The following is an 11,829-nucleotide window of genomic DNA, read 5'->3' as shown; positions in this document are numbered from 1 at the left end:
CTCAGATGAAGGCCATGCCGCCGTTGACGGCGATGTTCTGGCCGGTGATGAAGCTGGCGTCGTCGCTGGCCAGGAAGGCGGCGACCTTGGCGATCTCGTCCGGCTCGCACATGCGGCCGAGCGGGATGGCCTTGACCATGCTCTGCATCCAGTCGTCGGGGATGCCGGCCATCATCGGGGTATTGGTCGGGCCGGGAACGATGGTGTTGACGCGGATCTGGCTGGCGGCCAGTTCGCGGGCCAGGCTGCGGGTCAGGCCCATCACGCCGGCCTTGGCGGCGCAGTAGTGGCTCGGACCCTCGCCGGAGATGGCGGCGGTGCTCGACAGGTTGACGATCACCCCGCCCTCGCCGCGCTGGTGCATCAGGCGCGCGGCCTCGCGGCTGCACAGGAACACGCCGGTGAGGTTGACGCCGATAACACGCAGCCAGTTCTCGTCGGGGGTATCGAGGAAAGCGTCGACCGAGCCGATGCCGGCGTTGTTGACCAGCACGTCGAGACGGCCGAAGCGCTCGACCACGGCCGCCATGGCCGCGGCCACCGAGGCGCTGTCAGCCACGTTGCAGGCCAGCGCCAGGGCGCTGCCGCCGGCCAGCCCTTCGATGGTCTCGCGCGCGGCCTCCAGGTTGATGTCCGCCGCCACTACCACAGCGCCCTCTGCGGCGAAGCGGCGCACCATCGCGCGCCCCATACCCTGCCCCGCTCCGGTGACGAAGGCCACCTTGTTCACCAGCTTCATGTGCGTTCTCCCGCAAGCGAATGTTCCATCGCGGCGGGGAAAGTCCCGCAGCGACCACGGGACTCATGATTGGCGGCAGGTGGGGGAAGAACATCGTCCGATTTGACGATGCCCGTGACAGGGGGCAAAGCGGAGCCTCTTGCTCAACTTCTACAGAAGAACAACAAGAGGACCTGCCCGTGAACTCACCTGCGCGTGTCACCTGGCGTAGCCACTACGCCCTGGCGGTGCTGACCGTCATCTACGTGTTCAACTACATCGACCGGCAGCTGATGGCGATCCTCATCGAGCCGGTGAAGGCCGAGTTCGCCATCTCCGATACCCAGGTCGGCCTGCTCTCCGGGCTGACCTTCGCGGTGTTCTACACCCTGTTCGGCTTCCCCCTCGGCCGGCTGTCCGACCGCATCGGCCGCAAGCCGGTGATCGCCCTGGCGTGCATCGCCTGGAGCGCGATGACCATGCTCTGCGGCCTGGCCGGCAGCTTCCTGTTCCTGCTGCTGGCGCGCATCGGCGTAGCCATCGGCGAGGCCGGCGGCACCGCGCCGTCGATGGCGATGGTCTCCGACCTCTACCCGCCCCAGCGGCGCTCCACCGCCCTGTCGGTGCTGATGCTCGGCTCCAGCCTGGGCGCCGTCTTCGGCCTCGGCCTCGGCGGCTGGATCGCCCATCACTACGGCTGGCGCACCGCCTTCGTGGTGATCGGCGCCCCCGGCATCTTCCTCGGCCTGCTGCTGTGGGCCACGGTACGTGCGCCCAAACCCGCCGCACCGACGACGGCCAGCCTGGCCCAAGCCCAGGAAAGCTGGCAGCAGACCCTCGGCATCCTGCTGGCCACTCCAGCCTTCGTCTGGATCGTGCTGACCGGCGCGGTCGCGGCCATCGCCGGCTACGCCATCGGCACCTGGGCGCCGAGCTTCCTGATCCGCTCCCACGGCCTGTCGCTGCAGGAGGCCGGCATCCTGGTCGGCGTGGTCGGCGGCACCTGCTCGGCCATCGGCACCCTCACCTGCGGCTGGTTCACCGACCGCATGGTGCGCCGCGACTGCGGCTGGCAGATCGGCGTGCCGCTGCTCGGCACCCTGATCAGCATCCCCTTCGGCCTGGCCTGCTTCATGTGGCCGCAGGGCGTGGCCTTCACCGCCTTCGGCATCGGCGTGCCGATGGCCTTCCTGTTCTACATCCCCTTCGGCTTCTTCGGCACCTGGTGGGCGCCCCCCTGCCTGGGCGCGATCAGCCACCTGTTCCCGGCCACCCGCCTGGCCCAGGCCACGGCGATCTTCATGATGGGCATGGGCCTGCTCGGCGTCGGCCTCGGCCCGCTGGTCACCGGCATGCTCAGCGACTACTTCACCCCCATCGCCGGCAGTGCGGCGCTGCGCTACTCGCTGGCCGCCTCGATGTCCCTGCTGGTGCTGGCTGCGCTGTTCCTGACCCTGGCCCTGCCGCGCTATCGCCGGCAACTGCGCGGCCAGTCCGCGCTGCCGAACGCCGCCCCCGGCGCCTCCCCTGCTACCGCCTGACCCGGAGATAACCCATGTCCGCACAAGACCTTCCGCTGCCCCTCGGCCACTTCGCCACCCTGCCCGACGGCCTGCGCCTGCACTACCTTGACGAGGGCCAGGGCCCGGTGGTGCTCTGGCTGCACGGCAGCGGCCCGGGCGCCAGCGGCTACAGCAACTTCAAGGCCAACTACCCGGTGTTCGCCGCTGCCGGCTACCGCAACATCGTCCTCGACCTGCCCGGCTTCGGTCGCTCGGACAAGCCCGAGGACACCGAATACTGCCTGGACTTCTTCGTCACCGCGCTGAACGCCTTCCTCGCCGTCGTCGGCATCGCGCGCTGCACCCTGGTCGGCAACTCGCTGGGCGGCGCCATCGCCCTCGGCCAGGCGCTGGCCCACCCGGCCACCGTCGAGAAGCTGATCCTCATGGCCCCCGGCGGCCTCGAGGAGCGCGAGACCTACTTCCAGATGGAAGGCATCCAGCGCATGGTCGAGGTGTACGGCAAGGGGCCGATGGGCGTCGAAGAGATGCGCCAGGTGATGACCCTGCAACTGTTCGACCCGGCGCTGCTCGACGACACCCTGCTCGCCGAGCGCGCCGCGGTGGCCGCCACCCAGCCGCGCAGCCTGTTCGCCGGCATGCGCGTGGCCAACATGACCGAACGCCTCGGCGAGCTGACCTGCCCGGTGCTGGCCTTCTGGGGTACGGTCGACCGCTTCAACCCGGTCGGCGGCGCGCTCAAGCTGCTCGACAACGCCCCGCAGGCGCGCTGCGTGCTGCTCAACCGCTGCGGCCACTGGGTGCAGGTCGAGCACACCGAGCTGTTCAACCGCAGCTGCCTGGACTTCCTCGCCGAAGCCTGAACAATCAAGTTGGGGGCGGCGCCGCCGCCACCAGCCAGCAAGGGACGATTTTCATGACCAGCTTCAACCACCTGCTCGCTCCCGGGCGCATCGGCACGCTCGAACTGCGCAACCGCATCGTCATGGCGCCGATGGGCTCCAACTTCGCCGAGGCCGACGGCCACTGCGGCGAACGCATCCAGGCCTATTACGAGGCGCGCGCCGCTGGCGGCGCCGGCCTGTTGATCATGGGCGTGTGCTCCATCGCCTATCCGCAAGGCACCGCCGAGCCCTACCAGGTCGGCGTGTCCAGCGACGACTTCCTGCCCGGCCTGACCGCCCTGGCCAGCCGCGTGCACAAGCACGGCGCCAAGGTCGCCATGCAGCTGCAGCATGCCGGCAAGGTCGCCGTGCGCGACATGGCCGAGGGCCGGCCAATCTGGGTGCCGTCGATCCCGCCGGCACTCAACACCAACATGATGGCGGCGCTGACCCGCGAGGAACTCAGCACCTTCGTCAGCTCCAGCAAGCGCCGCGAAGGCGGCGCGCAGATCCGCGTGATGGACAAGGCCGACATCGCGCAGATGGTCGTGTGGTTCGCCGCCGCCGCCGAACGCGCCCAGCGTGCCGGCTTCGACGGCGTGGAGATCCACGCCGCGCACAACTACATCATCGCCGGCTTCCTCTCCGCCTATTACAACCAGCGCGACGACGAATACGGCGGCCCGCTGGAGAACCGCGCGCGCCTGCTGATGGAGGTGCTCGCCGCGGTGCGCGCGCGGGTCGGCGCCGACTTCCCGGTGTGGCTGCGCCTGGACGCCTACGAGCTGCGCACCCCCGGCGGCATCACCCTGGAGGACGCCAAGACCGTGGCGGTGATGGCCGAAGGCGCCGGCGCCGACGCGGTCAGCGTGTCCGCCTACGCCGCGGTCACCGAGGGCGTGGCCTTCACCGAGGCACCGCTGGTCCAGCAGCCGGGTGGCTACCTGGAGTGGGCGGCGGCGATCCGCAAGGAAATCGCCATCCCGGTGATCGCCGTCGGCCGCGTCGAGCCCGAGGTCGGCGACCAGGGCATAGCCAAGGGTCAGTACGACTTCGTCGCCATGGGCCGCAAGCTGCTGGCCGACCCCGAGCTGCCCAACAAGCTGAGCGCCGGTCGCCCGCAGGACGTCCGCCCGTGCATCTACTGCTACGTCTGCGTTAGCCAGATCTTCATCAACCAGCGGGTCAAGTGCGCGGTCAACCCGCGCACCGGCCATGAGGCGGACATCGTCATCAGTCCGGCCGCCACGCCGCGCCATGTGGTGGTGGTCGGCGGCGGCCCGGCCGGCATGGAGGCAGCGCGGGTCGCCGCCCAGCGCGGCCATCGGGTGACCCTGCTGGAGCGCAGCGACCGCCTCGGCGGCACGCTGTTCTTCGCCGCCCTCGCCTACGCCGAGAACGGCCGCCTGCTCGACCACCTGGTGGAGCAGGTGCGCAGCCTGCCGATCGAGGTGCGCTACAACAGCCCGGCCACCCCGCAACTGCTGCGCGAGCTGGGCGCCGAGACGGTGCTGGTCGCCACCGGCGCACGGCGCGCCGCGCCGGCCATCCCCGGCGCCGAGCAGAATCATGTATGGAGCGGCGACGAGCTGCGCCGCCTGCTCACTGGCGACCGCGCCGAGGAGATCGCCAAGCGCAAGCTGTCGCTGACCCAGCGCACCCTGATGAAGGCCGGCAGCCTGGTCGGCGTCACCGACAGCACCGCCGCCATGCAGAAGCTCTCCCACGTGTGGATGCCGCTGGGCAAGCGCGTGGTGATCGTCGGCGGCGGCCTGGTCGGCCTGGAGCTGGCCGAGTTCCTCATCGAGCGCGGCCGCGAGGTCTGCGTGCTGGAAAGCGGGCCGAGCCTCGGCCGCGAGCTGGCCATCGTGCGCCGCTGGCGGGTGCTGCACGGCCTGCAGGAGCACCAGGCGCAACTGCTCACCGGCGTCGAGGTCCAATCCATCGGTCGCAACAAGGTCAGCTATGTCAGCGCCGAGGGCGTCACCGTAGAGGTTGCGGCCGACTCGGTGGTCCTCGCCATCGGCGCCGAACCGGACGACAGCCTGGCCCGCGAGCTGGCCGCCGCCGGCCTGCCCGTCAGCAGCATCGGCGACTGTGAGCAGATCGGCTACATCGAAGGCGCCATGGCCTCGGGCCTGCGCGCCGGCTGCGCGGTCTGAGCCAGAGGACGCTGCGGGGCCTCCCACAGCGTCCTCTTCACTTCACCAATCGCATGAATGTTCGCTCCTACGGACCGGGAACCTGCCTCATGCGCTTGCCCTGCCCAGGAAACCTGCCGATGAGCGACGCGACCCGCGCCATCCACAACCTGCTCTACCGCTACGCCGAAGCCATCGACGCCGGACGCCTCGACGAGGCCGCCGAACTGTTCCGTCACGCGCGCATCGAGGCCGGCGGCAACGGCACCTTGGACCACACCGGCCTGCTCGCCCTGTGGCAACGAATCATCATTCTCTATCCCTGCGGCACCCCGCGTACCCGCCACCTGATTTCCAACCCCATCGTCGACATCGACGAGGCCACCGGCACGGCGACTGCCCGCTCCTGCTACACGGTGTTCCAGGCCACCGAGCAACTGCCGCTGCAGGCCATCGCCAGCGGCCGCTACCTGGATCGCTTCGCGCGTATCGATGGGGAGTGGTGCTTCACTGAACGGGCGTATCGGCTGGATCTGGTCGGGGATATGAGCCGGCATCTGACCACGGTGAAGCACTGAACAACGGGGCTAAAGCAACCGGGAAGGCTCTCCCTCGCCTTCATCGATTGCTCGTCCCCCCAACCTCACGCCGGCCGCGCCTCCATCACCGCAATGCGCGCGGGGAGCTTTTCCAACAGGGCATCCACAGCGACCCTTGTTTTCAACGGCAGGTGGGGGGTATGTGGCCACAGGGCGTTGATCGGGAAGGTCATGCTTGGTTGCGCGGACAGCACTTCCTGCAACTCGCCGCGCAACAGGTACTCGCGAGCCAGCCAGTAGGGCAACCAGGCGATGCCGTGATCGGCAAGCGTGGCGTCGGCCACGGCACGGAGGTCGTCCATCAGCAGGCGGGCCTTGGGCTTGATCGACTGCAGCTGGCCGTTGACACGTACCTGCCAGTCGAGCAACCGGCCTTGGCGCATATACGCCACCGCATCGTGCTGATGCAGCTCCTCGATGCTTTTCGGCTCCCCGTGGCGCTGCAGGTAGGCCGGCGAAGCGCAGAACGCCATATCGTGCTCGCCCAACCAACGGGCCACCAGGTCGCGGGTGTCGGACAAGGCGCCATTGCGGATAGCCAGGTCGAAGCCTTCCTCGACCAGGTCCACCATGCGGTCGCTGAAGGACATCTCCAGGGTTAGCCCGGGATGCTGCTGCGCCAGTTCGATCAGGATTGGCGCTATGCACAAATGCCCAAAGAGCACCGGCATGGAAACCCGCAGGCGGCCGGTCACCTGCCATTTGCCGCTTTCCAGCAGCGCTTCTCCCGCACGGATTTCCTCGATCGCCCGCAGGCAGTGCTCAAGGAACAGGCCCCCCTCTTCGGTTAGGCTCAGGCTCCGCGTGGTGCGATGAAACAGTAGTACCCCCAGGCGTTGCTCCAGACGAGCGACTCTCTTGCCTACAGCGGAGCGGGTGATGTGCAAACTGGCGGCTGCCTCCGCGAAGCTGCCGGATTCCGCGACCGCGACAAAGATCTCGATGCCGTTCAGGGTATCTCGCATGAATCTGTATCCAATCAGGAACCAATCATAGGAAATACTATCGCCACTGAGGACAAAGAGGCGATGGTAGGCTTTATGCATTCAAACGACAGATTCACCAGGAGCGCATTGATGACCCAGGTTCTCGTCCTCAAGTCCAGCATCATGGGCAGCAACTCCCAGACCAACGCACTCATCGACAGTTTTCTGGCCGAACGCAGGGCTAGGGGGTGCGCCGATGAGGTGGTGGTGCGCGACTTGACCAGCCTCGATCTCCCAGTTCTCGACCACGAGCTATTCCAGGCACTGAGGGGCGCCGAGGATATGAGCGAACGTGCCCAGCGCGTGGTGGCCCTGTCCGATCAATTGATCGCCGAACTCCAGGCAAGCGATGTGCTGCTGATCGGTGCGCCCATGTACAACCTAAACGTGCCGACGCAGCTGAAGAACTGGTTCGATCTGGTAGCTCGTGCCCACGTTACCTTCCGGTATACCGAAACCCATCCGGTAGGTCTGGTCGAAGGCGTGAGCGCAGTGGTCTTCAGCTCCCGCGGTGGCGTGCATGTCGGCCAGCCCAGCGATGCGGTCACGCCTTACCTGCGGGCCGTGCTAGGCCTGATCGGCATTACTGAGGTGGACTTCATCTATGCCGAAGGGTTGGACTCGAAGCCTCACGGTGAAGCGAAAGGACTGGCCGACGCCCACGCACAAATCGTCAGACTGACCGCCTGAGCGCAGGTCGCCCCGTCACACCGATCACGCGTTCCGGATCCAAACGAGCCGAGTTGCTGCGCCGCATTTCCAAACGCAAGTGGCCTGCCGATGCGAGGATAGGTGCCGGGATCATCCTGGGCTGTGCGCAAGGCGAATCCGTAGGCAATAACGATACGGGCCGATGTCCCCTCTCAGGCCACCGGCCCGTGTCGTTTGCGCATCTCTCGTTCAGCGCTTCAGACGGCAGCCCTGCGCCCCTGCCACGGCCGCTCGCGCTCCAGCTGGCCAGCCAGCCGATACAGCAGTCCCTCGCCGCCCAGCCGCGCGGTGTACATCATGCCCACCGGCAGGCCGCTCTCGCTCCAGCCGGAAGGTACCGACATGGCCGGCTGGCCGCTGACGTTGGCAACCACGGTGAAGGCGGCGCTGCCGGTGGCGGCGGCGGCGTAGTCTTCCCAGGGCTGGCTGAGGCGCAGCTTGCCGAGCTGCGGGGTGAGCGTGGCGGTGACCGGCGAGAGGATCACGTCGAAGCGCTCGAACAACGTCTCCATCGCCAGGCTGACCTCCTCGAACGAGCGCCGCGCGCGGAAGAGTCCCTCGCCAGTGACGCCCTGGGCGCGCTCGAGCACCTTGCGGGTGACCTGTTCGAGGTCGTCTTCGCCGGCGCTGCGGCCGAGCAGCTGCTCGCGGTCGCGGATGGCGGTCAGCAGGGACGTGCCGATCACGCTGCCGTGGGCGCCGAACACCTGCTGCGGCTGCACCGGCTGCGCGATCTGCTCGATCTCATGGCCGAGCGACAGCAGCAGCTTGACCGTCTCGTCGAGCACCCGGCGGATGTCGGCGTCGAGGGTCGCCCCGGTCAGCGACTGGTCGAGCAGCGCTACGCGCAGCTTGCCGGGATCGCGGCCGACCTCGTCGACGAAGGGCCGCTCCAGCGGCGGCAGCCAGTAGGGGCTGCCCGGTTCGTGGCCCTGGCCGACGTCGAGCAGCAGCGCCGAGTCGCGCACGCTGCGCGACACCGCGTGGGCGGCGCTGGCACCGAACCAGCCCTCAAAGCGACCGGGGCCGCTGGGCGTGCGGTAACGGCTAGGCTTGAGACCGAAAACGCCGCAATAGGAGGCGGGAATGCGGATCGAGCCGCCGCCGTCGGTGGCATGCGCGGCGGGGATGATGCCGGCGGCCACCGCCGCGGCCGCGCCGCCCGAGGAGCCGCCGACGCTGTGCGCCAGGTTCCAGGGGTTGCGGGTCTGTCCCCAGAGCAGCGATTCGGTGGTGGTGGTCAGGCCGAACTCGGGCACTGCGGTCTTGCCGAAGGTCACCGCGCCGGCCGCCTCGTAGCGCGCCGCCAGGGTGCTGCTGTGCTGCGCCGGCGGGCCATCCTTGAAGAAGCGCGAACCATTGGTGGTCGGGGTGCCGGCCAAGTAGGTGTTGAGGTCCTTGAGCAGCATGGGTACGCCGGCCAGGGCGCCCTCGCGGGCCAGGCCCTGGCCGCTGCGTGTGGCGAGCAGGCGCCGGGCATAGTCGTCGTGACGCATGATCACTGCGTTGACCTTCGGATTGACCGCATCGCAGCGCGCAAGCGCCGCGGCCAGCAGCTCCTCCGCACTGATCGCGCCGCGGCGCACCTGCTCGGCCATCGCCGTGGCGTCCAACTCGAGGTACTCGCCTTGCGAAAGCCCGCTGGCGGCGAAGCCGAAGCGCGGCAACAGGCTGGCACCGGCCAGCACTGCGCCGGCCTTGAGCAACTGCCGGCGCTGCAGCTGCAGCCCGTCGCCAGCCTCGATCTGTTGTTGCCCCTGCGGGCCATCCGCCTTTTCCATGATTTTCGCCTCTTATCGTTGTGGTTCGCTCGGTTGCCGCATGCGGCCTGTCAGGCGAATGAATTCGCCCCTACAGAGCTGTGCGCTCAGTCTTTCAGCTGCGGCGCCCAGGCCACGCCATTGATATGCGCGCCGCCGTCGACGAACAGGGTGTTGCCGGTCAGATAGCGGGCATCGTCGCTGGCCAGGAAGGCCGCTACCGGGCCAATGTCGTCGAGCGGATCGCCGACGCGGCCCATCGGGTTGGCGGCGGCGATGGCCGCGGCGTTGTCCGGGTTGGCGCTGGCGAACTTGCGGTAAGCCTCGCTGATCGCGCCGGGGCAGATCACGTTGCAGCAGATCTGCTCGGCGGCCCATTCGCGGGCGGCGCTGCGGGTCAGGGTGCGCAGGGCCTCCTTGGCCGCGTTGTAGTCAGCGGTATAGAGGTGAGCGTTGACCCCGTTGAGCGAGCACAGGTTGATAATGCGCCCGCCGCCGCGCTTCCTGAACTCCGGCAGGGCCGCCTGCATGGCCCAGAAGGACCCCATCACCGCCATGTTGAAGGCGCCGAGCAGGCGCTCGTCACCGAGATTCTCCAACCGGGCGAAGCCGGAGCCGCGCCAGGCGTTGTTGATCAGGATGTCCAGGCGGCCGAAGCGCTCGACGGCAGCGGCGACCATGGCCTGCACCTGTTGCTTGTCGGTCACGTCAACGCACTGGAGGGCGGCGTCGACGCCCCAGGTTTCGCGCAGCCAGGCCACCGTCTCCGCTCCGGCCTGCTCATTGATTTCCGCCACCAGCACCCTGGCCCCTTCGCGGGCCAGCGCCCCGGCGATGCCGCGGCCGATGCCCATGCCGGCGCCGGTAACTATGGCGACCCTGTCCTGCAGCTTGCCCATCTGCTTCTCCTTCGTGGCGATTCCCGACAAAAAAGCCGCTCGCCCGAAGGCGAGCGGCCGAACGGCGCGACTCTATCCCGGCGCCGGCCTCAGCGGCCCTCAGCGCGAATGGCGTCAGCCGTGTACATGGTCGGAACGAACTTGCCCTCGTTGAGGATCGGCCCGCGCTTGGACTCGTTGGTCAGGGTGTAGCCGACGTACTGCCCGGAGTTGAGGTCGTGGTAGAAGGACGAACCGGCCTGCCAGGCGCTCATGTCGGGGTGGTAGTAGTAGTTGATGAACGCGAACTTCCACAGTTCGCCGCGGGCGTCGTAGTTGTCCGCCATCACCGCGTTCCAGGTGTCCTCGTCAATGAACATCACGCGCTTGCTGTACAGGTGACGGAAGCCTTCCTTGATGGTTGCCTCCAGCACCCAGACGCGGCGCAGTTCGTGGCGCAGGACATCGGGGTTGGGATGGTTGGGGGTCAGGATATCGGCGTACTTGAGTTCGCCGCTGTTGGCCTTGAAGGTGTTGGCGGGCACGTACATTTCGCGCTTACCGAGCAGCTTCCACTGGTAGCGATCGGGGGAGCCGTTGAACAGGCGGTCCTCGTCGATAATCATGGTGCCGTTGGTGCCGATCATCGGCTGATCATAGCCATAGCCCGGCAACTGGCGCACGCGGCGGGTACCCGGGTTGTAGGTCCACGCCTGACGGTCGCTGGTCTCGTAGTTGTAGGGCTCGTGGGCGATGTTCATGGTGCCCTTCTCACGCTGCGGCGAGAGGGTGGTGTTCCAGCTCATCGCCTGCATGCCGGTGGCGGTGTCCGGTGCGACCTGCGGATCGTTGGCCTGCGACAGGTTGCGCTGCCAGGTGCGCCCCCAGGCGATCTTGCCGTTGGGCAGCACGCTGGCGATGTCGCGGATGTTGTCCTCGGTGTGGGCGCGCACCGGCAGCTGGTGGTTCCACAGCACTTCCATGGCGGTCTTGGGAATCGGGAACGGCACCTGGCCGAGGCCCTTGACGCCCATGCCGCCATTCTCGATCTCGGCGGTCAGCGCGTTCTTCTTCGCCCGCTCGCAGACGTAGTCCGGATAGCGGAAATCGCGGTGCCCCGGGTAGACGTTGATCTTGTAGGTTTCCGGATAGCGCTTGAACAGCGCCTTCTGCCCTTCGCTCAGGCGCTCGGCGTACTGCGCCATGTTCTGCGCGGTGATCACCAGCACCGGCTTCTCGCTGGCATAGGGATCGACCGGCTTGTCGCCGGAGAAGCGCACGTGGTTCCAGCCGGGCACCTCTCCCAGGTACTTGCCGGTGAATTCGGGGATGCTGCCGTCCGCATTGCCGGCACGCTCGGCGCCGGTGCAGGTGAGTTCCTTGCCGAGCTTGGCGGCTTCCTCGGGGCTTACCTTGGCGTGGGCGCTGGCGATCAGGCCTGCATTGACCGCCAGCGCTATGGCTAGCGCAACACCTTTTCTGTTCATTGTTGTTGGTCTCCGATGGGGTGGTCCGGCTTTGGTGCCGGAGTCCATGTTTCCCAATGGAGCCCTTCCGACTCATCGTCCGTCAGGACTACAAGAAAGCGCTTCCGGTCGGGATCTCTGGCGCATCCTTGCGGCGGCAGAA

Annotated in this window: 10 protein-coding genes; 5 read left to right on the top strand and 5 right to left on the bottom strand. The window is 67.7% G+C overall.

What is annotated here, in order from left to right:
* Nucleotide 1 precedes the first annotated feature (1 nt).
* Nucleotides 2–739, bottom strand: coding sequence for an SDR family NAD(P)-dependent oxidoreductase (locus tag KRX52_RS04755; protein WP_217680018.1), 738 nt, complete (start codon nucleotides 737–739; stop codon nucleotides 2–4).
* A 179-nt stretch (nucleotides 740–918) separates the two neighbouring features.
* Between KRX52_RS04755 and KRX52_RS04750 the strand changes: the two genes are divergently transcribed.
* From KRX52_RS04750 to KRX52_RS04735, 4 genes are all read left to right on the top strand, one after another.
* The gene (locus tag KRX52_RS04750; RefSeq protein WP_217680017.1) at nucleotides 919–2,259 is read left to right on the top strand and encodes a spinster family MFS transporter; all 1,341 of its coding nucleotides are present in this window, start codon (nucleotides 919–921) and stop codon (nucleotides 2,257–2,259) included.
* Between the two features lie 14 nt (nucleotides 2,260–2,273).
* Entirely contained in the window at nucleotides 2,274–3,104 is an 831-nt protein-coding gene (locus tag KRX52_RS04745) for an alpha/beta fold hydrolase (RefSeq protein ID WP_217680016.1), read from the top strand.
* Nucleotides 3,105–3,157: 53 nt separating this feature from the next.
* Nucleotides 3,158–5,287 carry an oxidoreductase gene (locus KRX52_RS04740; protein ID WP_217680015.1) on the top strand — a complete coding sequence of 710 codons (2,130 nt, stop codon included), beginning with the start codon at nucleotides 3,158–3,160 and terminating at the stop codon, nucleotides 5,285–5,287.
* 119 nt (nucleotides 5,288–5,406) lie between these two features.
* On the top strand, nucleotides 5,407–5,844 hold the full coding sequence (locus KRX52_RS04735; RefSeq protein ID WP_217680014.1) for a nuclear transport factor 2 family protein: 438 nt from the start codon (nucleotides 5,407–5,409) through the stop codon (nucleotides 5,842–5,844).
* 65 nt (nucleotides 5,845–5,909) lie between these two features.
* Here the strand turns inward: KRX52_RS04735 and KRX52_RS04730 are convergent, their stop codons facing one another.
* Nucleotides 5,910–6,911 (bottom strand): LysR family transcriptional regulator, encoded by a 1,002-nt coding sequence (locus tag KRX52_RS04730; protein WP_254797401.1) that lies wholly within the window; start codon nucleotides 6,909–6,911, stop codon nucleotides 5,910–5,912.
* A 30-nt stretch (nucleotides 6,912–6,941) separates the two neighbouring features.
* Between KRX52_RS04730 and KRX52_RS04725 the strand changes: the two genes are divergently transcribed.
* Nucleotides 6,942–7,541, top strand: a complete 600-nt coding sequence (locus KRX52_RS04725; protein WP_217680013.1) for an FMN-dependent NADH-azoreductase — start codon at nucleotides 6,942–6,944, stop codon at nucleotides 7,539–7,541.
* Nucleotides 7,542–7,759: 218 nt separating this feature from the next.
* Here KRX52_RS04725 and KRX52_RS04720 read toward each other — a convergent pair whose 3' ends face one another.
* From KRX52_RS04720 to KRX52_RS04710, 3 genes are all read right to left on the bottom strand, one after another.
* Entirely contained in the window at nucleotides 7,760–9,343 is a 1,584-nt protein-coding gene (locus tag KRX52_RS04720) for an amidase (RefSeq protein ID WP_217680012.1), read from the bottom strand.
* Nucleotides 9,344–9,429: 86 nt separating this feature from the next.
* Entirely contained in the window at nucleotides 9,430–10,221 is a 792-nt protein-coding gene (locus tag KRX52_RS04715; protein ID WP_217680011.1) for an SDR family NAD(P)-dependent oxidoreductase, read from the bottom strand.
* An 89-nt stretch (nucleotides 10,222–10,310) separates the two neighbouring features.
* On the bottom strand, nucleotides 10,311–11,687 hold the full coding sequence (locus KRX52_RS04710) for a DUF1329 domain-containing protein (protein WP_217680010.1): 1,377 nt from the start codon (nucleotides 11,685–11,687) through the stop codon (nucleotides 10,311–10,313).
* Nucleotides 11,688–11,829 lie beyond the last annotated feature (142 nt).

The sequence above is a fragment of the Geopseudomonas aromaticivorans genome (assembly GCF_019097855.1).
In the GTDB taxonomy this organism is placed as follows: Bacteria; Pseudomonadota; Gammaproteobacteria; order Pseudomonadales; family Pseudomonadaceae; genus Geopseudomonas; species Geopseudomonas aromaticivorans.
This window is presented reverse-complemented; position numbering and strand designations above follow the sequence as displayed.

Coding starts and splice junctions, on each gene's coding strand:
- KRX52_RS04725 (WP_217680013.1), top strand. CDS start 6,942: ATGACCCAGGTTCTCGTCCTCAAGTCCAGCATCATGGGCAGCAACTCC.
- KRX52_RS04755 (WP_217680018.1), bottom strand. CDS start 739: ATGAAGCTGGTGAACAAGGTGGCCTTCGTCACCGGAGCGGGGCAGGGT.
- KRX52_RS04715 (WP_217680011.1), bottom strand. CDS start 10,221: ATGGGCAAGCTGCAGGACAGGGTCGCCATAGTTACCGGCGCCGGCATG.
- KRX52_RS04745 (WP_217680016.1), top strand. CDS start 2,274: ATGTCCGCACAAGACCTTCCGCTGCCCCTCGGCCACTTCGCCACCCTG.
- KRX52_RS04740 (WP_217680015.1), top strand. CDS start 3,158: ATGACCAGCTTCAACCACCTGCTCGCTCCCGGGCGCATCGGCACGCTC.
- KRX52_RS04730 (WP_254797401.1), bottom strand. CDS start 6,911: ATGCATAAAGCCTACCATCGCCTCTTTGTCCTCAGTGGCGATAGTATT.
- KRX52_RS04735 (WP_217680014.1), top strand. CDS start 5,407: ATGAGCGACGCGACCCGCGCCATCCACAACCTGCTCTACCGCTACGCC.
- KRX52_RS04720 (WP_217680012.1), bottom strand. CDS start 9,343: ATGGAAAAGGCGGATGGCCCGCAGGGGCAACAACAGATCGAGGCTGGC.
- KRX52_RS04710 (WP_217680010.1), bottom strand. CDS start 11,687: ATGAACAGAAAAGGTGTTGCGCTAGCCATAGCGCTGGCGGTCAATGCA.